This window comes from Pseudomonas sp. PA-1-3F (genome assembly GCF_021609665.1).
GTDB classification, from domain to species: Bacteria; Pseudomonadota; Gammaproteobacteria; order Pseudomonadales; family Pseudomonadaceae; genus Aquipseudomonas; species Aquipseudomonas paracarnis.
The window spans coordinates 37,349-60,073 of the sequence record NZ_WJZD01000019.1 but is presented as its reverse complement, the minus strand read 5'-3'; the positions used below and the strand labels follow the sequence as shown (position 1 = coordinate 60,073).

Here is a 22,725-nt window from a genome sequence, read left to right as displayed (position 1 = left end):
AAATTACTGACTTTGAGGCTCTTTTTTGCGCAAACGCCTCGAGAATACGAGGCGCTTGTGGGGGGGGCAGGGCAGATCGGCAGGTTTTACAGCGCGCCAAACACCTTCTTGGCCAAGCTGGTAGCCGCAGCCGCTGGATTCTTGCGAATCGTTTCTTCCTGCTGCGCAATCATCTTGAACAAACCATCCAGGGCCTGCTCGGTCACGTAGTTCTCAACGTTGGCGCTCTTGGCGTCCACCGCGCCAAAGGCCGCGGCCTTGCCGGCGAGGGCGTTGTACTGCTGGGCCACGCCGACTTTGTCGGTGGCGGCCTTGACGATAGGCAGGAACTTGGCGCGAATCTCTTCACGGCTGCTTTTGTTCAGGTACTGGGTGGCGGAGTCCTGGCCACCGCTGAGAATGCCCTTGGCGTCGGTCACGCTCATGTTCTTCACAGCGTTGACCAGGATCGGCTGGGCCTGAGTCACGGCGGTTTCCGCTGCCTTGTTCATGCTGGTTTCCAGCTGCGTGACCTGGTCACCCATGCCGAACATTTTCAACTTGTCGGCGACTTTGCCGAGTTTGCCCGGCAGGCCGATCTTCACGTCCGGGTTGTTGCTGAAACCACCGGGCGTCCCGAGCTGTTTCACAGCAATCTGTGCACCTTGGGTCAAGGCATCCTTGAGGCCGCCGCTGGCGTCACCCTGGGACAGGCTGCCGAGATCCAGGGCCATGGCGTTGGCGCCGAATAGCAAGCCAGCACACAGGGCGGTGAGGCGAAGAGATTTGCGGAGCATGGGCGCTTCCTTATGAAGTGGGAATGATCAGTGTGCAGCCGCATCCACGCGCAGGCGCAGCGGTTGTGGGTCCTGGCCGTTGAGCTGCACGGTGTGCCGCTCGGTGGTGATAAACAGTAGCTTGCCGTCCAGCTCGATGCGAGCGCTGACCGAGTATGTGTGGCCTGGCTTAACCTGGGCCGGGTCATAGCTCAGGTGAAACGGCAGCGGCACCTGGCCTTTGACCGGGCCTTTCTGTTCGGCGAGGGTCACGGCCGGGGCGTCCATCAGGGACACGTCCTGCAGGCTGACACTCAAGGTGGCGGCTGGCGGCAGGGCGATGCGTTGCAGGTAGAACACTTCGCCGTCGAGGCTGGCCTTCGGGGTTGGGGTCATCGAGTGGCAGGCTCCGAGCAGGGCGGTCAGGCCCAGGAGGATGAGTTTTTTCAAGGTGCGGCTCCTTTTCAACGGCGCCGGAATCCGCCCGGCGCCTCATTCAGTCTAGCGCTGTGCTTCAGGGTTGACGGCAACCGGTTCGGCCGCAGCCTCGGCTGCGCCGTCCACGCGGTGCAAGGCAACCTGGCGGATCGACAGGCGAATATCCGCCGGCAGTACGCGTTTGGCGGCGCCTTCGGCCAGTTCGCCGAGCAGGTCGTGATAGCCCAGCTTGCCGGCTTCATCGCGGCGCAGCACATCTTGCTCCAGCAACGTCTGGATAAAATGTCGGAAAAGGCTCTTGTCGAAGAATTCCGGGGCATTGAGGCCGTGCAGGATCGACAGGCGCTGGGCCATGATCGTGCACAGGTCTTCCAGCTCTTCGGCGCTGATGCTGTTCTGGCCGCTGTTGAGCAGTAACGAGATCGCCATGTAGAAACGTTGCAGGGTCTGGGCGATGCTCTTGGACAGCAGCGTCAGCAGCACAAAGTGCCGCGAACTCGGCGCCGGGCGCAGGTATACGGCGTTTTCGAAACGCAGCAGGCCTTGTTCGACAAACGCGACCAGCCACTGGTCGACCACGCTGTCCAGATCCTCCAGCGACCAACGGATAAACAGCTCCGATTGCAGGTACGGGTAGAGCGCGTGGGTGTAGCGCAGGATCTGTTCGCGGGTCATGCGCGAACTGCTCTGGAAGAAGCTCGCCAGCAACGCTGGCAGGGCGAAGATGTGCAGCACATTGTTGCGGTAGTAGGTCATCAGGACGGCATTCTGCTCATCCAGATAAACGATTTTGCCCAGGGCGTCGCTCTGTTCGGACAACAGGTTCATGTCCTTGACGTGCTTGATCAGCGCCAGGCCATCGCCCTCCGGCAAAGTGGTATGGGGCGAGTAGGGCACACGACGCAACAGCGCCAGGTACAGGTCCAGCTGGCGGGCCATGGCCTGTTCATCCAGGGCCAGGCGGGTGGTGGACAGCAGGGCCAGCGCCACCAGGTTCACCGGGTTCACCGCAGCGGCTTCGTTCAAGTGGCGCGCCACCTGTTCGCCGAGGCGATTGGTGGTTTCGTTGAGCCAGGCCGGTTTGTAGTTCGGCCCCAGTTCCTGGGCGCGCCAGTCCGGTTGCTCGGCGTCGAGGAACTCCGCCAGCTTGATCGGCTCACCGAAGTTGACCGCCACTTGGCCGAAGCGCTGCTTGAGCGCGCCGACCACTTTGAAAATATCGAAGATCGACTCTTTCTTCTTGCTCGCGCCACGCAGTTCGCCCAGGTAAGTGCGGCCTTCGAGCACGCGCTCATAGCCGATATACACCGGCACGAACACGATGGGCATGCGCGAGGAACGCAGGAAGCTGCGCAAGGTGATCGCCAGCATGCCGGTTTTTGGTTGCAGCATGCGCCCGGTGCGCGAGCGGCCGCCTTCGACGAAGTATTCCACCGGGAAACCCTTGGTAAACAGTGTGTGCAGGTATTCGTTGAACACCGAGGTGTACAAAGGGTTGCCCTTGAAGGTGCGGCGCATGAAAAACGCACCGCCACGGCGCAGCAGGCTGCCGATCACCGGCATGTTGAGGTTGATGCCGGCGGCGATGTGCGGCGGGGTCAGGCCGTTCTTGAACAGCAGGTAGGACAGCAGCAGATAGTCGATGTGGCTGCGGTGGCAAGGCACGTAGATCACCTCGTAGCCTTGGGCCACCTTTTGCACGCCCTCGATGTTATTGACCTTGATACCGTCGTAGATCTTGTTCCAGAACCAGCTCAATACCACTTCCAGGAAGCGGATCGCGGTGTAGGTGTAATCCGAGGCAATCTCGTTGCCATAGCGCAGGGCCAGGGCCTTGGCTTTTTCCGGGGTGATCTTTTCGCGTTCGGCTTCATCCGCAATGGCTTGGCGTACCAGCGGCATATTAACCAGGCCCTTGACCAGATTACGCCTGTGGGACAGGTCGGGGCCGATCACTGCCGTCTTCAGGTTACGGAAGTGCACACGCAGGATGCGCTGGGCCATGCGTACGGTGCGTTCGTGACCTTTATTGTGCTCGATCAATTCACGCAGGTTGATAGGCGCGGAGAATTGCACGCGAGTCTTGCGCCCCAGGATCAGGATGCTCAACAACCGGCGTAGACGCCCGGTGACCGCCCAGCTGTCGGCGAACAACAGCTTCCACGGGCTGGACTCGCTTTCGGGGGATTGGCCCCAGAACACACTGACCGGAATGATTTGTGCATTCTCTTCGGCGTGTTCGGTGAGGGTGTTGACCAGGCGCGTCAGGGTGGGCGGCGCACCGCGCTTGTCCTGGCGGCCGAGCCAATCCGGATCCGGCGTGAGGTAGAAGAACGCCGCAGGCTCCATCAACGGCCCCACCGACACCGGCAGCACCGGACGTGGCAGGCCAGCCTTGGTGCACTCGGCATCGACCACCGCCAACTCGGTGAGGGAGGGTGATTGCAGGACGTAGAAAACCGGCCGGCTGCGGTCCAGGTTGAGGGTTAGGGACGACTGGTTGATCGTCTCTGAGCGAACCCAGAGGTACAACAGTCGGCGCAAGGTGCCAAACACCAGACGGCGGAACGGGGAGCGGGTCATAGGCGAGCTGCTTCAAGTGGAAAAAACCGAGCAGGCGCTCGGGCGGGTAGTGTGCCGTATTCGCCGAAAATCGGCAAAAAAGCAGCGATGTAAAGTTGAGTTGATGGTTTTTGAGCCTGTCTTATACTCGGCAGTTCAATGCGAGCGACTCAACAATAAAAAACCAGTGGGAGTGAACAGATGTCAACGCGCGAAACCGGCAATGTGAAGTGGTTCAACGATGCAAAGGGCTACGGCTTTATCCAGCGTGAGGATGGCAAGGATGTGTTTGTGCACTACCGCGCCATTCGCGGTGAAGGCCACCGTTCGTTGGCCGAGGGCCAGCAGGTGGAGTACGCCGTGGTGACGGGCGAGAAGGGCTTGCAGGCGGAGGATGTGGTGGGCCTGTAACAACGTTGTTTGATCGTTCCCACGCTCTGCGTGGGAACGCCTCTTGTGACGCTCCGCGTCACGCTTTGGGACGCAGAGCGTCCCAGGCTACTTTCCCACGCAGAGCGTGGGAACGATCTTCAGGCGGTCTTCCAGGTGATCTGTTCTTCACCGTCTTCGCTGATGCGAATCCAGGTGTCGGCACTTTCCTCACCTTCTTCCTCAACCCAGGTGCCCGGCGCGCAACGCACTTCGACGTTCAGCGCGGCAAACGCGGCGCGGGCGCAGGCGATGTCGTCGTCCCATGGGGTCTGGTCGCTTTCCAGGTACAGGCTGTTCCATTTGCCTACCGCCTTGGGCAGCCAGGTCACCGGCACGCTGCCGGCCTTGCACTTGTAGGTCTGGCCTTTCTGGACCCAATCGGTGCACGGGCCCAGGGCGGCACCCAGCCAGGCGGCGATGGCCTTGTGATCGACGTCGGCGTCCTTCAGGTAAATCTCAATATCGGGTTGGCGCATGGATGTTCCTCGTTGCGGGATTCGAAAATCCATTCGCGGATGGGTGAACGTCAGTCATTGAAGCACGAAATAATCGTAACGCATCGACACCGTGACCTGCAGCGGCTCGGCCGCCTCGATCACCTCGTGGCGGCGCTCGGCACTGGCCCGCCAGCCGTGGGGCGTCATCGCCAGCAGGTTGGCGCGGTCCTGGGCTTCGGCCAGGCTCAGGGTGAATTCCAGGGTTTCACTGTGAGCAAGGCTCATACCGTCCGGCACCAGGGCCAGGTGTTTGTCGTCGGTGTACTCGCGTACCTCGTCGTAAAGACGCTCGCGCAGTTCCATCAAGTGGCCGCTGGTCGGGCCGACCTTCATCAAACCACCGCCGGGACTGAGCAGGCGCTTGGCCTCTTGCCAGTCCAACGGGCTGAACACGCTGGCGAGGAACTGGCAGCTGGCATCGGCCAATGGCACGCGGGCCATGCTGGCGATCAACCAGGTCAGCGCCGGGTTGCGTTTGCACGCGCGCTTGACCGCTTCCTTGGAGATATCCAGGGCATAGCCGTCGGCGTGGGGTAGGGCCTGGGCAATTTGCGCGGTGTAGTAACCCTCGCCACACCCAATGTCGACCCAGCGCTGCGGTGCACGCTCGGCGGCCAGTTCGGCCAGGCGCTTGGCCACTGGCGCATAGTGGCCAGCGTTGAGGAAGTCGCGGCGCGCCTCGACCATGGCCAGGTTGTCGCCTGGGTCGCGGCTGTTCTTGTGCTGCACCGGCAACAGGTTCAAATAACCCTGGCGCGCGCGGTCGAAGCGGTGCCCGGCCGGGCACGCCACGCCGTTGTCCACGGTATTGAGCGGTGCACTGCAAATGGGGCAGGCAAGCATCAGGCGAGCAACTTGATCAGGGTCTGGTAGTAGATTTCGGTCAGCACGTCGAGGTCGCTGGCCAGGATGCGTTCATTGACCTGGTGGATCGTCGCGTTCACCGGGCCCAGTTCGACCACCTGGGTGCCCAACGTTGCAATGAAGCGCCCATCGGAAGTACCGCCACTGGTAGACGCCTGGGTCTCGCGCCCGGTGATCGCCAGGATGCTGGCCGACACTGCATCCAACAGAGCGCCTGGCTCGGTGAGGAACGGCAGGCCCGACAGCGCCCACTCCACGTGCCAGTCCAGGCCATGTTTGTCGAGAATGGCCGCGACGCGTTGTTGCAGGCCCTCGACGGTGGATTCGGTGGAAAAACGGAAGTTGAACACCGCCGTCAGGTCACCCGGGATCACGTTGGTGGCGCCAGTACCGGAGTTGAGGTTGGAAATCTGGAAGCTGGTTGGCGGGAAGAACGCGTTGCCGTCATCCCAATGCTCGGCAGCGAGTTCGGCCAGGGCCGGTGCGGCCAGGTGGATCGGGTTCTTTGCCAGATGCGGGTAAGCCACATGGCCCTGTACACCGCGCACGGTCAAGGTGGCGCCAAGGGAGCCTCGGCGGCCGTTCTTGACCACGTCGCCCACCAGGCTGGTGCTCGACGGTTCGCCGACGATGCACCAGTCCAGGCGCTCGTTGCGTGCGGCCAGGCGTTCGATCACGGCCTTGGTGCCGTGGTGCGCCGGGCCTTCTTCGTCGCTGGTGATCAGGAAGGCGACCGAACCCTTGTGGTCCGGGTAGTCGCTGACGAAACGTTCCGCCGCCACCAGCATCGCCGCCAGGCTGCCTTTCATGTCCGCCGCGCCACGGCCGCAGAGCATGCCGTTGTCATCGATCAACGCGTCGAACGGGTCGTTCTGCCAGGCCTGTACCGGGCCGGTCGGCACCACGTCGGTGTGACCGGCAAAACACAGCACCGGGCCTTCGTGCTTGCCGTGGGTGGCCCAGAAGTTGTCCACATCTTCGATGCGCATCGGTTCAAGCGCAAAACCGGCGTCGCCCAGGCGCTGCATCATCAGCTTCTGGCAATCGGCATCGATCGGTGTGACCGACGGGCGACGGATCAGGTCGATGGCAAGTTGAAGGGTCGGCGAAAGGTCGGCATGGGCCGTCATGGGGGGAACTCCGGAAATCGAGGCGGCGACGTTCTAACTGTAGGAGCGAGCTCGCTCGCGAAAAACTCAAGGGCACCGCGTGCATTCAGGATGCCCGCGTTATCGTTAACGATTTTCGCGAGCAAGCTCGCTCCTACAGTGATGGGTGTAAGGCACGCAAAAGGGCCGTTATCTTATAGCAAAACGGCGGCCAAAGGCCGCCGTTTAGTGCATCGCGTGACTTTTTACGCCGCCGGCGCAGCCTCAGGCGCCGTCGAAGGTTTGGGCAGCGACGACAAGAACGCCATGATCAGCGCCGCCACGTACGGCAGCGACTGTACCAGCAACATCACCACCCAGAAGCGAATGTCATTGCTCGGCAGGCCTTGCACCAGGTAGATCCCCAGCGCCGCGCCCCATAGCAGCAGCATGATGAACATTTCTTCGCGGGCTTCGGAAATCGCCACCCAGAAGCCGTGGTTATCCGCGTTTTTCGGTGTACGAAAGAACGGAATGCTGCTGGTGAAGAAGCCGTACAACACCGCTTTGGCGATGGTATGAGACAGCGCCAACCCGGCCAGTGCCGCGCAGAACGCATCTTTCAAGTTCACACCTACCGCACGACGATAGAGGAAGATGATCTTGCCGACTTTGAACACAAACAACGCCAACGGCGGGATCGCGAAAATCAGCAATGGCGGGTCGACCCGAGTCGGCACGATGATCATCGCCGCAGACCACAACAGGGCGCCGACGGTAAAGAAGATGTTCATGCCGTCGGCCACCCACGGCAACCAGCCCGCAAGGAAGTGGTAGCGCTGGCCACGGGTCAGTTCGGTGTCTTTACCGCGCAACAGGCTGGCGGTGTGGCGCTTGATGATCTGGATCGCGCCATAGGCCCAGCGGAAACGCTGTTTCTTGAAGTCGATAAAGGTATCCGGCATCAAACCCTTGCCGTAGCTGTCGTGGTAGTACGCCGCCGACAAGCCTTTTTCGAACACGCGCAGGCCCAGTTCGGCGTCTTCACAGATGCACCAGTCGGCCCAGCCCAGCTCTTCAAGCACCGAGCGGCGGGTCATGGTCATGGTGCCGTGCTGGATGATCGCGTCACGGTCGTTACGGGTGACCATGCCGATATGGAAGAAGCCCTTGTATTCGGCGTAGCAGAGCTTCTTGAAGGTGCTTTCGTTCTGGTCGCGGTAATCCTGGGGCGACTGCACCACGGCGATTTTCGGGTCGGCGAAGTGCGGCACCATGTGCTTGAGCCAGTTCGGCGATACGCAGTAGTCCGAGTCGATCACTGCGATCACTTCGGCATCCTTGGCGGTGTGCGGGATCAGGTAGTTCAGCGCGCCGCCCTTGAAACCGGCCAGGGGCGCGACGTGGAAGAACTTGAAGCGCGGGCCGAGGGTTTCGCAGTAGTCGCGCACCGGCTCCCACACCGCCGGGTCCTTGGTGTTGTTGTCGATGATCAGGACTTCATAATCCGGATAGTCGAGGGCGGCCAGGGCGTCGAGGGTCTGCTTGACCATTTCCGGTGGCTCGTTGTAGCACGGCACGTGGATCGACACTTTCGGGCGGTAGTCCGAGTCGCCTTCCACGGGCAGGAATTCACGCCGACGCTTGTGGGTCCACACCGCTTCCGCCAGTTCGTGGGCTTCGGTCAGCAACACAATGAACACGCCCAGGGCGCCGAGTGCCAGCAACACCCCGACCGTCACGCTGAACCAGGTGCTGTATTGCTGGCTGTAGTCGTAGCCGATCCAGACCAGCACCGACCCGCACAGGAACGCAATGAAGGTCAGGAAGGTACGGCCCCGCTGGCGCAGGGCCGAGCCGTCGATCATCAACAGGGTCAGGGACAGCAGCGCAAGCACCACCGAACCGATGGCCAGTACCCGCCATTGCGGAATCGCCACCACCGGGCCGTCAAAATTGAATTTCTGCTGGCGTGCGGCATTGAATACACCCCAATACGCACCCGCCGACCCTTCGTCGCTGACCTTCCACGGCTGGTCGAAGGCCTCGATCACAAAGTAGTTGTAACCCTGGCGGTTGAGCTTGTTGACCAGCGTACGCAGGTAAATCGCCTGGTCGGCCGGCGACGACTCATTGCCACCGCGCATACGGCCGTTGCTCGGCCAGCCCACTTCCGATAGCAGCAGTGGCTTTTTCGGGAAGGCTTTCTTCAGGTCCTTGGCGCGGTCGAGAACGTACTGGCCGGCCTTGTCCATTGGGATGTATTCCCAGAACGGCAGGATGTGCGCGGCGATCAGGTCGACGTGCTTGGCCAGTTGCGGGTTCTTTTCCCAGATGTGCCATTGCTCGGAGGTGGTCACCGGGACTTTCACGGCGGCGCGCACGCGGTCGAGCAGCACGATCAGGGCTTCGGGGGTGATTTCTTCACGGAACAACGCTTCGTTGCCCACCACTACGCGCACGACGCTGCGCGAGGTGTTGGCGATCTCGATAGCGCGCTGGATCTCCCGCTCGTTACGCTCAAGGTCCGGGCTGATCCAGATCCCCAGGGTCACGCGCAGGCCAAACTCTTCGGCCAGCTTGGGTATATCCCCCAGGGGGCCGTCCACTGAGTAGGTACGGATGTTGTCCGTCAGCTTGCTCATGATCGCAAGGTCCTGACGCATCTGTTCGTCGGTAGGGTACTGGCCTTTCTGCGGGTACTGGCCTTGCTGGAACGGCGAGTAGGAAAAACCGGAGATCTGATCGGGCCAGTTGGGAGCGGTGACCGGGCGGTTGATCAGCGCCCAGAAACCGGTGAACAGCGCGGCAATTGCCAGCACCACCACCAGGTTGAGTCCAAATTTACGCGATGCCATGGTTATGTCGGGTTCCAAAGGGTGCGGAACGAAAGAGGTGTCGGCCTGCGCCGAACGGCGCGCATCCTACACTGGCGCTTCCCTGAGCGTACAGCAGACAGAGAAAGGCCGGACGTTAGTCTGCGAAACTCCATCTAAGTTCTTCACTTGTAACTTGTAGCTTAAAACTTGCCGCTCCGTAGCCCTATAATGCGCGCCGGTTTTTGGGGTAATGATGATGAGTACAGAAGATCCGCGGTTTGCAGGCGTCGCCCGCTTGTACGGGCTTGAGGGCCTGGAGCGCTTGAAAGCGGCCCATGTGGCGATTGTCGGCGTCGGCGGCGTGGGTTCCTGGGCGGCGGAAGCGATTGCCCGCTGCGGGGTGGGCGAGATTTCGCTGTTTGACCTGGACGATGTCTGCGTCAGCAACAGCAACCGCCAGTTGCATGCCTTGGACAGCACCGTGGGCAAGCCCAAGGTCGAAGTGATGGCCGAGCGTTTGCGCGGTATTAATCCTGAGTGCACCGTGCACGCGGTGGCAGACTTCGTCACCCGCGACACCATGGCCGAGTACATCACCCCGACTATCGACTGCGTGATCGACTGCATCGACGCGGTCAACGCCAAGGCGGCGCTGATTGCCTGGTGCAAGCGTCGCAAGATCCAGATCATCACTACTGGCGGTGCCGGCGGGCAGATTGACCCCACGCTGATCCAGGTGTGCGACCTGAACCGCACCTTCAATGATCCGCTGGCGTCGAAAGTACGCTCTACCTTGCGCCGCGATTATGGCTTCTCGCGCACGGTGACCCGTCATTACAGCGTGCCCTGCGTGTTTTCCACCGAACAACTGCGCTATCCCAAACCCGATGGCAGTATCTGTTTGCAGAAGAGCTTTGTCGGCGACGGGGTCAAGCTTGACTGCGCGGGAGGGTTTGGCGCGGTGATGATGGTCACCGCCACGTTCGGCATGGTGGCGGCGACCAAGGCGGTGGACAAGATTGTGGCGGGAGTGCGCAGGCCGTCGGAGCGCATCAAACCCAGCTAAATCTCATTGCCGAACATAGATCCAGATTTTGGGAGCTGGCCTGCCTGCGATAGCGGTGTGTCAGCCACTGAAAATACTGACTGATTCGCCGCTATCGCAGGCACGCCAGCTCCCACATTATTTCTGTGTACGCGTCAGGTCTCGCATGCGTTGCAGTACGGCATTCAAACCATTGCTGCGCGACGGCGATAGTTGGCGCGACAGGCCCAGTTGATTGAACCAGCCAGGCAGGTCGACCGCTTGCAATTGATCAGCAGACAAGCCGTTGACCCGCGCCAGCAGCAACGCCACCAACCCGCGAATCATCCGTGCCTCGCTGCTTGCAGCAAACTGCCAATGGCCGTCCTGCAAGCGGCCCACCAACCACACTAGGCTTTCACAACCTTGCACCAGGTTAGCGTCGACCTTTTCGTCATCAGCCAGGGCGGGCAAGCGTTCACCCCATTGCATCAGCATCCGTGCGCGCTGCTCCCAGCTGCCCACAGCCTGGAAGGCCTCCAGCGCGGCCATGGCGTCCACTGGCAAGCTCATCGCAACATATCCAGCGCCTGGTCCAACGCTTCAAAAAAGCGTTCCAGGTCGTCGGAATCGTTGTAGAGCGCCAGGGAAACGCGGATTGCGCCTGACAGATGCATTGCCTTCAACAATGGCATCGCGCAGTGATGACCGGCGCGCACAGCAATGCCTTGCTCGGTGAGCAGGTGGGCGAGGTCGGCGTTGTGCACGCCCTCCACCACAAAACTCACCAGCGCAACCTGTGGCGATCCCAACACGCGTACACCATTGCGTGCCTTAAGCCCACGCAGCAGGTAGTCATGCAGGGCGGCTTCGTGGGCGATCACCGCGGAGGGATCCAGCGAGCTCAGGTAATCCAGGCTCGCGCCCAGGCCGATCACACTGGCAATCGGTGGGGTGCCGGCTTCAAAGCCCAGCGGCGCGGGGCGAAAGCTGGCGCTGTGGTAGTCGGCCTGTTGCACCATCTCGCCGCCGAACTGCCAGTGGCGCAGGTGGTGCAGGGCCTCATTACGGCCATACAGTACGCCGACGCCGTCCGGGCCGTAGAGTTTGTGGCTGGAGAACACGTAGAAGTCGCAGCCCAGGGCCTGTACGTCGTGGCGGCCATGGACGATGCCTTGGGCGCCGTCCACCACCGTGAGGGCGCCGTGTGCCTGGGCCAGCGCCAGCAAGGCTGGCAGCGGCTGCCAGGCACCGAGCACGTTGGACAACTGGCTCACCGCCAGCAGGCGCGTGCGCGGGCCAATCAGGCGGGCTGCGGCGTCCAAGTCTATTACGCCTTCATCGTCCAGGGGTAATACCACCAGCGTGAGCGCGCGGCGTTTGGCCAATTGCTGCCAGGGCAACAGGTTGGCGTGGTGTTCTAGGGCGCTGATGGCAATCTCATCGCCCGCATTGAATAAGTGTTCCAGGCCATAGGCCAGGAGGTTCAGCGCAGACGTTGCGCCGTGGGTAAACACAACCTGCCCGCTGTCACCTGCGTTCAACCACTGCGCGACCTTGCTGCGGCTGTCTTCAAAGGCCTGGGTAGCATGGGCCCCGGGCAAATGCTGGGCACGGTGCACATTCGCTGCGCCATTGGCGTAGTAATGACTGATGGCATCCAGCAGGGCTTGGGGTTTTTGCGTGGTGGCGGCGCTGTCCAGATAGGTCTGGTCTTGCCGTTGCAGGGTGGCGATGGCCGGGAAGTCGGCGCGCCAGGGGGAGGGCACAAGCATGGTGATCAAGACTCGTATAAGCGGGCCGCCCCCGAGGGTGCGGCCCGCTAGTGGCATCGAGTGGCTGCTTAGTTGTGAGCGTGCAGCGCTTCGTTCAGTTCGATGGCCGATTTGTGGGTTTTGCACTCCACGGCACCGGTCTCGGAGTTACGACGGAACAGCAGGTCCGGCTGGCCAGCCAACTCGCGTGCCTTGACCACCTTGACCAGTTGGTTCTGCTCGTCCAGCAGGGCAACCTTGGTGCCGGCGGTGATGTAGAGGCCCGACTCCACGGTGTTGCGGTCGCCCAATGGGATACCGGTACCGGCGTTGGCGCCGATCAGGCAGCCTTCGCCCACCTTGATCACGATATTGCCGCCGCCCGACAGGGTGCCCATGGTGGAGCAACCGCCGCCCAGGTCCGAGCCCTTGCCGACGAATACGCCCGCCGATACGCGACCTTCGATCATGCCCGGGCCTTCGGTGCCCGCGTTGAAGTTGACGAAGCCTTCGTGCATCACGGTGGTGCCTTCGCCCACGTACGCGCCCAGACGGATACGTGCAGCGTCAGCGATACGCACGCCAGCCGGTACGACGTAGTCGGTCATTTTCGGGAACTTGTCCACCGAGAACACTTCCAGCAGGTCGCCACGCAGGCGCGCTTCCAGTTGGCGCTCGGCCAGTTCATTGATGTCGATAGCGCCCTGGCTGGTCCAGGCCACGTTCGGCAACTGCGGGAACACACCGGCCAGGCTCAGGCCGTGGGGCTTGACCAGGCGATGGGACAGCAGGTGCAGCTTGAGGTAGGCCTCAGGCGTGGAGGTCAGTGCGGCGTCTTCGGCCAGCAAGGTCGCGACCAGCGGCGTGTGGCTTTCAGCCAGACGGCTGAGCAGGGCGGCCTGGGCAGCATCGACGCCTTTGAGCGCGTCGGCCAGTTGCAGGGCCTGGCTCACGGTGAAGGTGATCGCCTGGTTGCCTTCGGTGTAACCGAGGATCGGTGCGATGGCGGCAACGATTTCAGCCGATGGATTGAGCAAGGGTTGTGCGTAAAACACTTCCAGCCAAGCACCTTGGCGGTTCTGAGTGCCGACGCCGAAGCCCAGGCTGAACAGGGAATTGGACATGCTGTTACCTCTACAAAAATGGAAGGCTGGCCTACTTGAGGGCCGCCGAATAACTATCTGGCTTGAAGCCAATCAGGGTTCTGTCACCGAGATCGAGCACCGGGCGCTTGATCATCGAGGGTTGTGCGAGCATCAATTCAATGGCTTTCGACTGATCGAGATCGGCTTTGCGTTCGTCTTCGAGTTTGCGAAAGGTGGTGCCCGCACGGTTCAAAACCACCTGCCAACCGTGCTCATTGCACCATTGGGTCAAGTGTTCGCGGTCGATACCGGCCGTTTTGTAGTCATGGAACTCATAGCTCACCCCGTGCTCATCGAGCCAGGTGCGCGCCTTTTTCATGGTGTCGCAGGCTTTGATGCCGAAAAGGTGCAAGGTTTTGCTTGAAGCACTCAAGGAATTGCCCCCCTTTGGACGAATGAAAATGAAAGATCGCGGATTATGCCACGACCAGCGGGTTTCGGCGCCGCTCGTCAACAGCGTGCGACTTTTGTGCAAAGTGCCAGTGCGCAGCATAGGCGAGTAACATAGCCAGGTAACATAGCCGGGTAATATGGCACTTCAACGGCCAGTTGTTGCCTGATGTGTCGTTGCGAGTCGATTGTCCGGGAAACCCGCGTTATGCAAACCGCCTACACCGTTCTTATCCTGCTGATGCTGGTCAGCTTTTCGCGCCTGATCGGGCGCATCATCCCACTGCCCTTGCCCCTGGTGCAGATCGCCGCCGGCGCCTTGTTGGCCTGGCCCACGTTGGGGCTGCATGTGGCGCTGGACCCTGAGCTGTTCCTGTTTCTGTTCCTGCCGCCACTGTTGTTTTCCGATGGTTGGCGCATGCCCAAGCGTGAGTTGTGGCGCCTGCGTGGCCCGATCCTGACATTGGCGGTGGGGCTGGTGCTGTTCACCGTGGTGGGCGCCGGTTACTTCATTCATTGGTTGCTGCCCTCGATCCCCTTGCCGGTGGCCTTTGCCCTGGCAGCGGTGCTCTCGCCGACGGACGCCGTGGCGGTGTCGGCCATTTCCCAGAACCGTTTGCCCAAGCCGCTGATGCACATGCTCCAGGGCGAGGCCTTGATGAATGACGCGTCGGGCCTGGTGACTTTCAAGTTCGCCCTGGCCGCGGCGTTGACCGGAGTCTTTTCCCTGGCGGATGCCAGCCTGACGTTTGTGTTGGTGGCGGTGGGCGGGCTGGCGATCGGCGTGGCGTTGAGCTGGTTGGTCGGCCGCCTGCGCGCCTGGATGATCGCGCGCGGGTGGGATGACCCGGCGACCCATGTGGTGTTCATGTTGTTGCTGCCCTTTGCTGCGTACGTACTGGCTGAACGCCTGGGCGCGTCCGGCATCCTCTCGGCGGTGGCAGCGGGCATGATGCAAAGCTGGCTCGACCTGCTGCCGCGCCAGACCAGCACGCGCTTGCTCAACCGCAGCGTGTGGTCGTTGGTGGAGTTTGCCTTTAACGGCCTGATCTTCCTGCTGCTCGGTCTGCAACTGCCTGACATCATCAAGGCCGTGGTCAGCCATGAAACCACGCTGTGGCCCACCTTGATGTATCGCTGCCTGGATGTGGTGGCGATCTTCCTGGTGCTGGTGGTATTGCGCTTCATCTGGGTGCAAAGCATCTGGCGGCTGTCGGGGTTGCTGCGCAGGCTACGTGGCAAAAACGCGCTGACCCTGGTGCCGACGGCCCGTTCCTGCTGGTTGTTGACCGTCGGCGGTGTACGCGGTGCGGTGACCCTGGCGGGCGTCATGTCGGTGCCCTTGCTGTTGGCGCCTGGCCAGGATTTCCCTGAGCGTGACCTGCTGATCTTTATCGCTGCCGGTGTGATCCTGTTATCACTGGTCGCTGCCTGTATCGCGCTGCCGCTGCTGTTACGCGGCGTCGAGAATAGCCCGGATGAAAAACGCCACAAAGAAGTGCGCGAAGCCTGGAAAAAGACCGCCGTGGCCGCGATTCATGCACTGGAGGCCGACGAGCCAGCCGAGGCCGACACGCCGGACGCCGCCCAGGCGGCATTGGCTACCGAACTGAAGGCACGGCTGATGTCGGAATATCGCCATCAATTGGAAGTCTTCAACGATTCGGCTGAAGCTCAGGCGCTGGCGCAGCAAATGGACCTGCTTGAGCGCAAGCTGCGGCTCAAGGCTCTGCGCGCGCAACGGTTGGAATTGTACAGCTTGAGCCGTCACCACCAGATTGGTGATGACGTATTGAGGGAGGTGCTGGCGGAATTGGATATGAGCGAGGCGAATTTGGGTCACATGAAGTGACCCGTAAGCCCTTAACGGCGACGCTGGATAAAGTCGCGAATCCGCTCAGCCGCTTCCACGCATTCGGCCAACGGCGCAACCAATGCCAGGCGCACACGCCCCGCACCTGGGTTAAAGCCGTCCACTTCCCGCGACAGGTAAGAGCCCGGCACCACCGTCACATGTTCTTCCACGAACAAATCGCGGCAGAAGGCGGCGTCATCGCCTTGTACATTCGGCCACAGGTAAAAGCCGCCGTCCGGGCTTTGCACGTCCAGCACCGGCTTGAGGATCGCCAGCACTGCGTCGAACTTCTCGCGGTACAGGTCACGGTTGGCCAGTACATGGGCCTCGTCCTGCCAGGCGGCGATGCTGGCCAACTGGGTTTGCACCGGCATCGCGCAGCCATGGTAGGTGCGGTACAGCAAAAAGGCCTTGAGGATCTCGGCGTCGCCGGCCACGAAGCCTGAACGCAGGCCTGGCAGGTTGGAGCGCTTGGATAGGCTGTGGAATACCACACAACGCTTGAAGTCCTGACGGCCCAGTTCGACGCAGGCGCTGAGCAGGCCCGGGGGTGGGGTTTGTTCGTCGAAGTACAGTTCGCTGTAGCATTCGTCGGCGGCGATGACGAAATCGTATTTATCGGCCAGGGCGATGAGTTTTTTCAGCGTGGCGACTGGAATCAGCGCACCGGTCGGGTTACCGGGGGAGCACAGGAACAGGATCTGGCAACGTTTCCAGATATCCGCAGAGACAGCATCGAAGTCTGGATTGAAGCCGTTGCTATCCAGGCACGGCAGGTAATGCGGCTTGGCCCCGGCCAGGAACGCGGCGCCTTCGTAGATCTGGTAGAACGGGTTGGGGCTCACAACCAGCGCATCGTCGCCGCGGTTGACCACGGTCTGGGTGAAGGCAAACAGCGCCTCGCGCGTACCGTTGACCGGCAGGATGTTGCGCGCTGGGTCTAGCCAGCCCTTGGGCACGTTGAAGCGGCGTTCGCACCAGGCGCCAATGGCTTCACGCAGTGCCGGGATACCCAACGTGGTGGGGTACACCGCCATTTGATCGAGGTTATTGCTCAAGGCCTCGGCAACGAAGGCCGGTGACGTGTGCTTGGGCTCGCCGATGGACAGTGCGATCGGGCGTTTGTCCGGGTTCGGCGTCACGCTGCCGAGCAGGGCGCGCAGCTTCTCGAAGGGGTAGGGCTGCAACTGGTTAAGGGCGTTGTTCATATAAGCCTCTATCACGGTGAGCGCGGATCTGTGGGAGCTGGCCTGCCTGCGATCTGCGGTCGATCGGACGGGCCGAGGTGTCTGCATCGCAGGCAAGCCGGCTCCCACATGACTCGTGTTCACAAAGTTAAGAATTCAAATAGTCAGTCTGGTCAGCTCGACACCGGGTTCCTGGGTCACGCTCAACTGCTCCACGATTGCCGCCTGTAAACGCAGGCACAGCTCCGGGTCGGACAGTGGCTGGTTGTCGGCATCGGTGATAAAGAACACGTCTTCCACCCGCTCGCCCAGGGTCGCAATCTTGGCATTTTGCAATGACAGGTCGAACTCCAGGAAAATCCCGCCGATACGCGCCAGCAGGCCTGGGCGATCCGGTGCGCTGAGCTCCAGCACCGTCACCGGGCGCTGTGCGTCGTTGGAAATGGTCACCTGAGGCGCAAAGGCAAAATGCTTGAGCTGGCGCGGCACCCGGCGCTGGATGATGGTGGGGTAGTCGTCGGGGTTGCGCAGGGCTTCGGTGAGGCCCTCGCGGATCTTTTTCACGCGCGCCGGGTTGTCGCCAATCGAGTCGCCGTCGGCGTCGAGCACGATGTAGGTGTCGAGGGTGAACTGGCTGCTGGAGGTGATGACCCGGGCGTCATGGATGTTCAGGTTGAGCTGGTCCATGGCCGCCACGGTCACGGCGAAGAAGTCGTGCTGGTCGGGCGCGTAAATGAAGATCTGCGTGCCGCCTTCGAATTCGCGCTGGGTGGTTTCCTTGATCAAGACCAACGGGCCGCCATCGGCGGGTTGCTGCAGGATCGCGTCGCTGTGCCAGGCCACGTCGCCGGCGGTGTGGCGCAGGAAGTAATCATCACCCAGTTGCGACCAGAGTTGCTCGACGTCGTCCGGGTCGTTACCGCCGCGCACCAGGATATCCAGGGCTGCGCTTTGGGTGCGGCGGATCTGCTCTTCGCGGTCCACCGGGTTCTCCAGGCCACGGCGCAGGGCGCGCTTGGTTTCGGTGTACAGCTGGCGCAACAGGCTGGCGCGCCAGGAGTTCCACAGCGTCGGGTTGGTGGCGTTGATGTCGGAGACGGTCAGCACATACAGGTAATCCAGGCGGGTTTCATCGCCGACGATGCCGGCAAAGTCGTGGATCACCTGCGGGTCGGACAGGTCCTTGCGCTGGGCCGTGGTCGACATCACCAGGTGGTTCTGCACCAGCCAGACAATCAGGCGGCTGTCCCACACCGGCAACTGGTGGCGCTGGCAGAAGGCTTCGGCATCGACCGCGCCGATCTCCGAGTGGTCGCCATGCCGGCCTTTGCCGATGTCGTGGTACAAGCCGGCCAGGTAAATCAGCTCGGGCTTGGGCAGCTTGGCCATCAGCTTACTGGCCAGCGGGAATTTCTCTGACACCTGGGTGTACTGCAACTTACGCAGGTGCTTGATCAGGTTCAGGGTGTGGGCATCGACGGTATAGATATGGAACAGGTCGTGCTGCATCTGCCCGACGATAAAGCCGAACTCCGGCAGGTAGCGCCCCAGAATGCCGTAACGGTTCATGCGCCGCAGGTTGCGATGGATGCCGATGCGGCACTTGAACAGCTCGATAAACAGGCTGGTATTGCGAATGTCGTTGCGAAAATCGTCGTCGATCAGGTGACGGTTTTCCCGCAGCAAGCGGATGGTATCGGCGCGCACGCCTTTGATCTCCGGCTGCTGGGCCATCAACACGAAGATTTCCAGCATGGCGAACGGGGTGCGGCGGAACACGTTGTCGTTGCGTGCTTCGATATAGCCGTCGTGCAACTGGAAACGCGCATTGATCGGCTGCGGTGGCGCTTCGTCTTCGGGGGCCAGGATCACTTCTTCGAAGTGCTGGATGATCAAGTCGCTGAGCTGGGCAATGCTCATGACTACCCGGTAATACTGCTGCATGAAGCTCTCGATGCTGGTCTTCGCATCTTCGCCTTCAAAGCCCAGAAGGGTAGCGATAGAGCGCTGGTGATCGAAGAGCAGGCGGTCTTCGGAACGACCGGCCAGCATGTGCAGGGCGTAGCGCACCTTCCACAGGAATTCCTGGGACGAGGCCAGCAGGGAATTTTCGCTCTCCACCAGAAAGCCTTCGCCGGCCAGGGCGCGCAGGTTCAGCGTGCCGTATTGACGGCGCGCCACCCACAAGATTGTCTGGATATCCCGCAGCCCACCGGGTGAGCCTTTGACGTTGGGTTCCAGGTTGTATTCGGTGTCGTTGTACTTGTGGTGCCGGGCTTTTTGCTCGGCGCGCTTGGCCAGGAAAAAGTCTTTGCTTGGCCACATGTGTGCGGTACTGGTGACTTCGAGCATGCGCTGGCGCAGGCGCTCGGGGCCGCAGATGGTGCGGCTTTCCATCAGGTTGGTGACCACCGTCAGGTCGGCACGGGCTTCTTCGGCGCATTCGTCCACCGAGCGTACGCTCTGGCCGACTTCCAGGCCGATGTCCCACAGCAACGTCAGAAAGCGCTCGATGGAATCGCGAAAGGTCTCATGATCGGCCTGGTCCAGCAGGATCAGCAGGTCGATGTCGGAGTAGGGATGCAGTTCGCCGCGACCGTAGCCGCCGACCGCCACCAGGGCGATATCGGCGTCGAAACTCCAATTGAACTGCTCCCAGGCCTTTTGCAGGATGTTATCGACGAACCAGGCGCGGTCTTCGATCAGGCGGCGAATATCCCGGCCGCTGCGAAAGCGCGCATCGAGCACCTCGCGGGCTTGGCGGATGGCCTTCTTGAAGGCGGCGATGGGGCTTGCCTTCAGTGCCAGCTCGGCCTGGAATTGGCCGCGGTCGAAGAGTTCGGGATCCACCTGGGGCATCGTTCGGCTTTCCTTTCTATCTATCAGTCAGTCACAACACGTTGCGGGAAAACCTGGGCGACCTTCAGGCAGAAACGCGTGGGATGGTGTCGTCAGCGCGCAGGGTGAAGATCTCGTAGCCGGTGTCGGTGACCAGCAGGGTGTGCTCCCACTGGGCCGAGAGCTTGCGGTCCTTGGTGATGGCGGTCCAGCCGTCGCCCAGCACCTTGGTGTCGGCCTTGCCTTGGTTGATCATCGGTTCGATGGTGAACGTCATGCCGGCCTTGAGTTCCATGCCGGTGCCGGCGCGGCCGTAATGCAGAATCTGCGGCTCTTCGTGGAACACCTTGCCGATACCGTGGCCGCAGAACTCGCGCACCACCGAGAAGCCGTTCTTTTCCGCGTGCTTCTGGATCACTTCACCGATGTCACCCAGGCGGCAGCCGGGCTTGACGATCTCGATGGCCTTGTACATGCATTCCTGGGTGACCTGGGACAGACGCTCGGCCCATACCGGCACATTACCGACGTGGAACATGCGGCTGGTGTCGCCGTGGTAACCATCCTTGATCACCGTGACGTCGATGTTCAGGGTGTCGCCGTCTTTCAGTGGCTTGTCACCGGGAATGCCGTGGCAGACCACGTGGTTGATCGAGGTGCAGATCGACTTGGGGAAGCCTTTGTAATTCAGCGGGGCAGGGATGGCTTTTTGCACGTCGACTATATAGTCGTGGCAAATGCGGTCCAGCGCTTCGGTGGTGACGCCGGGCTTGACGTGTTCGGCGATCATTTCCAGCACGTCGGCAGCCAGTTTGCCGGCAACGCGCATGCCTGCGATGTCTTCGGCGGTTTTCAAGGTAACGGTCATACAGGCTCTCTCTAGCGCGACGCGCTGAAATCAATACGGTTCACGGGGAGCGCGACAAAGGGGTACAGCATTCGCGCAAGTCCCAAAAAACGCGATTCTAACAGACGATGCTGGCAAATCATGCGCGTCTGGTGATCGCTTCTCTCTATGAGGTAGAGGCATGTTGGCTGTATTCAAGGGCTTACGCAAAGACGACGACCGGCAAGTGTGATTGCGGGTTTCGTTTTTGCCGATGCTGTGGTATAAAATGCGCCGCTTTCCGGGGATACCCCGCAAAGCTTAAATCCACACACGTGTCGACACGATGACCTGGGTGCCGGAGGCCTTGATGCCGCTGGTTGGTCATTGGGATACGTGGAGGCCAAACCCGACTTATTAAGGAACTATCATGTCCCAAGTCAACATGCGCGATATGCTGAAGGCCGGTGTGCACTTCGGTCACCAGACCCGTTACTGGAACCCGAAAATGGGTAAGTACATTTTCGGCGCGCGTAACAAGATTCACATTATCAACCTTGAAAAAACCCTGCCAATGTTCAACGAAGCGCTGACTTTCGTAGAACGTCTGGCCCAGGGCAAAAACAAGATCCTGTTCGTCGGCACCAAGCGTTCCGCTGGCAAGATCGTTGCTGAAGAAGCAGCACGTTGCGGTTCGCCGTACGTCGATCACCGCTGGTTGGGCGGCATGCTGACCAACTTCAAAACCATCCGTGCTTCCATCAAGCGTCTGCGTGACCTTGAAGTGCAAGCCGAAGACGGTACTTTCGCCAAGCTGACCAAGAAAGAAGCGCTGATGCGCTCCCGTGACCTGGAAAAGCTCGATCGTTCCCTGGGTGGTATCAAGGACATGGGCGGTCTGCCTGACGCACTGTTCGTTATCGACGTTGATCACGAGCGCATCGCGATCACCGAAGCCAACAAGCTGGGTATCCCGGTTATCGGCGTAGTCGATACCAACAGCAGCCCGGAAGGCGTTGACTACATCATCCCAGGCAACGATGACGCAATCCGCGCTATCCAGCTGTACATGGGTTCGATGGCTGACGCTGTAATCCGTGGTCGCAACCACGTTGCTGGTGGTACCGAGCAGTTCGTTGAAGAAGCTCCGGTAGCTGCCGCTGAGTAATTGACGCCCTGGCGTTGACTCAGTAAGCAAAAAGGGGGCTTGGCCCCCTTTTTGCCACCTCGAAAACCATTTGTCGGCAGCGCAGCTACATTATTTGTAACGTGCAGCGGCCTACAACGGAGATTCGGGAAGAATTGATCGCCCGTTTGATCGGGTGGAATGGTTGAAAACCTATCCAAGAGGATTTTGAAATGGCAGAGATTACTGCAGCGTTGGTTAAAGAACTGCGTGAGCGTACCGGCGAAGGCATGATGGATTGCAAAAAGGCCTTGACCAAGGCCGGCGGCGACATCGAAAAAGCCATTGATGACATGCGTGCTTCCGGCGCCATCAAGGCTGCCAAGAAAGCAGGTAACGTGGCTGCTGAAGGCGCTATCGCTCTGAAAGAAGACGGCAAATCCGCCGTTCTGCTGGAAGTGAACTCCCAGACCGACTTCCTGGCTCTGCAGGATGACTTCAAGGCATTCGTTGCTGCCAGCGTCGAAAAAGCTTTCGCTGACAAGCTGACCACTGTTGAGCCTCTGATCGAAGCTCAAGAAGCAGCTCGCCTGGTACTGGTCGGCAAGGTTGGCGAAAACGTCAACATCCGTCGCCTGGTTCGCGTTGAAGGTGACGTAGTTGGTGGCTACCTGCACGGCAACAAAATCGGTGTTGCAGTTGTTCTGAAAGGCGGCGACGTTGAGCTGGCCAAAGACATCGCGATGCACGTTGCTGCAAGCAACCCTGAGTTCCTGCTGCCTTCGGAAGTTTCGGCCGAAGCGATCGAGCGTGAAAAAGCTGTGTTCCTGCAGCTGAACGAAGAAAAAATCAAAGGCAAGCCAGAAAACATTGTTGAGAACATGGTCAAAGGCCGTATCAGCAAGTTCCTGGCCGAAGCAAGCCTGGTTGAGCAGGCGTTCGTCAAGAACCCTGAAATCAAGGTTGGCGAACTGGCCAAGAAAGCCGGTGCTGAAATCGTTTCCTTCACTTACTTCAAAGTAGGCGAAGGCATCGAGAAGCCGGTCGACAACTTCGCTGAAGAAGTTGCTGCCCAGCTGGCTGCCGCCAAGCAATAAGACAGTTCCAAACTGTCGCCGAAAGAGG

The 22,725-nt window shown here is 60.7% G+C and carries 19 protein-coding genes; 5 read left to right on the top strand and 14 right to left on the bottom strand.

Features of this window, described 5'->3' with window-relative positions; translation table 11 throughout:
• Positions 1-86: 86 nt before the first annotated feature.
• The 3 genes from GIV26_RS15410 to plsB are packed head-to-tail and all read right to left on the bottom strand — an operon-like array spanning position 87 to position 3,776.
• Complete coding sequence (locus GIV26_RS15410; RefSeq protein ID WP_003189124.1) at positions 87-776, bottom strand: DUF4197 domain-containing protein; 690 nt, start codon at positions 774-776, stop codon at positions 87-89.
• 27 nt (positions 777-803) lie between these two features.
• Entirely contained in the window at positions 804-1,205 is a 402-nt protein-coding gene (locus tag GIV26_RS15405; RefSeq protein WP_014717218.1) for a YbaY family lipoprotein, read from the bottom strand.
• A 51-nt stretch (positions 1,206-1,256) separates the two neighbouring features.
• Positions 1,257-3,776, bottom strand: coding sequence for a glycerol-3-phosphate 1-O-acyltransferase PlsB (gene plsB / locus GIV26_RS15400; RefSeq protein WP_236281398.1), 2,520 nt, complete (start codon positions 3,774-3,776; stop codon positions 1,257-1,259).
• 180 nt (positions 3,777-3,956) lie between these two features.
• On the opposite strand from plsB, the gene GIV26_RS15395 reads away from it, so the two are divergent.
• Positions 3,957-4,166 carry a cold-shock protein gene (locus GIV26_RS15395; protein WP_034126819.1) on the top strand — a complete coding sequence of 70 codons (210 nt, stop codon included), beginning with the start codon at positions 3,957-3,959 and terminating at the stop codon, positions 4,164-4,166.
• Positions 4,167-4,285: 119 nt separating this feature from the next.
• On the opposite strand, the gene GIV26_RS15390 is transcribed toward GIV26_RS15395, so the two are convergent.
• The 4 genes from GIV26_RS15390 to GIV26_RS15375 all read right to left on the bottom strand — a co-directional run bounded on the left by GIV26_RS15390 (position 4,286) and on the right by GIV26_RS15375 (position 9,494).
• Entirely contained in the window at positions 4,286-4,663 is a 378-nt protein-coding gene (locus GIV26_RS15390; RefSeq protein WP_034126820.1) for a hypothetical protein, read from the bottom strand.
• A gap of 54 nt (positions 4,664-4,717) precedes the next feature.
• Positions 4,718-5,527 carry a putative RNA methyltransferase gene (locus GIV26_RS15385; protein ID WP_057975999.1) on the bottom strand — a complete coding sequence of 270 codons (810 nt, stop codon included), beginning with the start codon at positions 5,525-5,527 and terminating at the stop codon, positions 4,718-4,720.
• The gene (gene dapE, locus GIV26_RS15380; RefSeq protein ID WP_205548486.1) at positions 5,527-6,678 is read right to left on the bottom strand and encodes a succinyl-diaminopimelate desuccinylase; all 1,152 of its coding nucleotides are present in this window, start codon (positions 6,676-6,678) and stop codon (positions 5,527-5,529) included. Before dapE ends, GIV26_RS15385 begins: the two co-directional genes overlap by 1 nt.
• A gap of 224 nt (positions 6,679-6,902) precedes the next feature.
• Positions 6,903-9,494 carry a glycosyltransferase gene (locus tag GIV26_RS15375; RefSeq protein WP_034126823.1) on the bottom strand — a complete coding sequence of 864 codons (2,592 nt, stop codon included), beginning with the start codon at positions 9,492-9,494 and terminating at the stop codon, positions 6,903-6,905.
• A gap of 217 nt (positions 9,495-9,711) precedes the next feature.
• On the opposite strand from GIV26_RS15375, the gene tcdA reads away from it, so the two are divergent.
• Positions 9,712-10,521: a tRNA cyclic N6-threonylcarbamoyladenosine(37) synthase TcdA gene (gene tcdA, locus GIV26_RS15370; RefSeq protein ID WP_371262607.1), complete on the top strand. Its 810-nt coding sequence runs from the start codon at positions 9,712-9,714 to the stop codon at positions 10,519-10,521.
• Between the two features lie 117 nt (positions 10,522-10,638).
• On the opposite strand, the gene GIV26_RS15365 is transcribed toward tcdA, so the two are convergent.
• From GIV26_RS15365 to GIV26_RS15350, 4 genes are all read right to left on the bottom strand, one after another.
• Entirely contained in the window at positions 10,639-11,052 is a 414-nt protein-coding gene (locus GIV26_RS15365; RefSeq protein ID WP_034126825.1) for a SufE family protein, read from the bottom strand.
• The gene (locus tag GIV26_RS15360; protein WP_236281395.1) at positions 11,049-12,254 is read right to left on the bottom strand and encodes an aminotransferase class V-fold PLP-dependent enzyme; all 1,206 of its coding nucleotides are present in this window, start codon (positions 12,252-12,254) and stop codon (positions 11,049-11,051) included. Before GIV26_RS15360 ends, GIV26_RS15365 begins: the two co-directional genes overlap by 4 nt.
• Before the next feature lie 68 nt (positions 12,255-12,322).
• A complete protein-coding gene (gene dapD, locus GIV26_RS15355; RefSeq protein WP_034126827.1) occupies positions 12,323-13,357 on the bottom strand; it encodes a 2,3,4,5-tetrahydropyridine-2,6-dicarboxylate N-succinyltransferase in 1,035 nt (344 codons plus the stop codon).
• Positions 13,358-13,388: 31 nt separating this feature from the next.
• The gene (locus GIV26_RS15350; RefSeq protein WP_014717227.1) at positions 13,389-13,751 is read right to left on the bottom strand and encodes an ArsC family reductase; all 363 of its coding nucleotides are present in this window, start codon (positions 13,749-13,751) and stop codon (positions 13,389-13,391) included.
• 225 nt (positions 13,752-13,976) lie between these two features.
• On the opposite strand from GIV26_RS15350, the gene GIV26_RS15345 reads away from it, so the two are divergent.
• Positions 13,977-15,620: a Na+/H+ antiporter gene (locus tag GIV26_RS15345; protein ID WP_236281392.1), complete on the top strand. Its 1,644-nt coding sequence runs from the start codon at positions 13,977-13,979 to the stop codon at positions 15,618-15,620.
• An 11-nt stretch (positions 15,621-15,631) separates the two neighbouring features.
• On the opposite strand, the gene dapC is transcribed toward GIV26_RS15345, so the two are convergent.
• From dapC to map, 3 genes are all read right to left on the bottom strand, one after another.
• Positions 15,632-16,831 (bottom strand): succinyldiaminopimelate transaminase, encoded by a 1,200-nt coding sequence (dapC, locus tag GIV26_RS15340; RefSeq protein WP_034126829.1) that lies wholly within the window; start codon positions 16,829-16,831, stop codon positions 15,632-15,634.
• 135 nt (positions 16,832-16,966) lie between these two features.
• Positions 16,967-19,669 (bottom strand): [protein-PII] uridylyltransferase, encoded by a 2,703-nt coding sequence (locus GIV26_RS15335; protein ID WP_103299328.1) that lies wholly within the window; start codon positions 19,667-19,669, stop codon positions 16,967-16,969.
• Between the two features lie 64 nt (positions 19,670-19,733).
• Positions 19,734-20,516, bottom strand: a complete 783-nt coding sequence (gene map, locus GIV26_RS15330; protein ID WP_003189156.1) for a type I methionyl aminopeptidase — start codon at positions 20,514-20,516, stop codon at positions 19,734-19,736.
• A gap of 388 nt (positions 20,517-20,904) precedes the next feature.
• On the opposite strand from map, the gene rpsB reads away from it, so the two are divergent.
• Together rpsB and tsf are read left to right on the top strand one after the other, a co-directional pair.
• Positions 20,905-21,642 (top strand): 30S ribosomal protein S2, encoded by a 738-nt coding sequence (gene rpsB, locus GIV26_RS15325; RefSeq protein ID WP_003189158.1) that lies wholly within the window; start codon positions 20,905-20,907, stop codon positions 21,640-21,642.
• Between the two features lie 191 nt (positions 21,643-21,833).
• Positions 21,834-22,697: a translation elongation factor Ts gene (gene tsf, locus GIV26_RS15320; protein WP_005785711.1), complete on the top strand. Its 864-nt coding sequence runs from the start codon at positions 21,834-21,836 to the stop codon at positions 22,695-22,697.
• Positions 22,698-22,725 lie beyond the last annotated feature (28 nt).

Coding starts and splice junctions, on each gene's coding strand:
- GIV26_RS15410 (WP_003189124.1), bottom strand. CDS start 776: ATGCTCCGCAAATCTCTTCGCCTCACCGCCCTGTGTGCTGGCTTGCTA.
- plsB (WP_236281398.1), bottom strand. CDS start 3,776: ATGACCCGCTCCCCGTTCCGCCGTCTGGTGTTTGGCACCTTGCGCCGA.
- GIV26_RS15395 (WP_034126819.1), top strand. CDS start 3,957: ATGTCAACGCGCGAAACCGGCAATGTGAAGTGGTTCAACGATGCAAAG.
- GIV26_RS15390 (WP_034126820.1), bottom strand. CDS start 4,663: ATGCGCCAACCCGATATTGAGATTTACCTGAAGGACGCCGACGTCGAT.
- GIV26_RS15385 (WP_057975999.1), bottom strand. CDS start 5,527: ATGCTTGCCTGCCCCATTTGCAGTGCACCGCTCAATACCGTGGACAAC.
- dapE (WP_205548486.1), bottom strand. CDS start 6,678: ATGACGGCCCATGCCGACCTTTCGCCGACCCTTCAACTTGCCATCGAC.
- GIV26_RS15375 (WP_034126823.1), bottom strand. CDS start 9,494: ATGGCATCGCGTAAATTTGGACTCAACCTGGTGGTGGTGCTGGCAATT.
- tcdA (WP_371262607.1), top strand. CDS start 9,712: ATGAGTACAGAAGATCCGCGGTTTGCAGGCGTCGCCCGCTTGTACGGG.
- GIV26_RS15365 (WP_034126825.1), bottom strand. CDS start 11,052: ATGAGCTTGCCAGTGGACGCCATGGCCGCGCTGGAGGCCTTCCAGGCT.
- GIV26_RS15360 (WP_236281395.1), bottom strand. CDS start 12,254: ATGCTTGTGCCCTCCCCCTGGCGCGCCGACTTCCCGGCCATCGCCACC.
- dapD (WP_034126827.1), bottom strand. CDS start 13,357: ATGTCCAATTCCCTGTTCAGCCTGGGCTTCGGCGTCGGCACTCAGAAC.
- GIV26_RS15345 (WP_236281392.1), top strand. CDS start 13,977: ATGCAAACCGCCTACACCGTTCTTATCCTGCTGATGCTGGTCAGCTTT.
- dapC (WP_034126829.1), bottom strand. CDS start 16,831: ATGAACAACGCCCTTAACCAGTTGCAGCCCTACCCCTTCGAGAAGCTG.
- GIV26_RS15335 (WP_103299328.1), bottom strand. CDS start 19,669: ATGCCCCAGGTGGATCCCGAACTCTTCGACCGCGGCCAATTCCAGGCC.
- map (WP_003189156.1), bottom strand. CDS start 20,516: ATGACCGTTACCTTGAAAACCGCCGAAGACATCGCAGGCATGCGCGTT.
- rpsB (WP_003189158.1), top strand. CDS start 20,905: ATGTCCCAAGTCAACATGCGCGATATGCTGAAGGCCGGTGTGCACTTC.
- tsf (WP_005785711.1), top strand. CDS start 21,834: ATGGCAGAGATTACTGCAGCGTTGGTTAAAGAACTGCGTGAGCGTACC.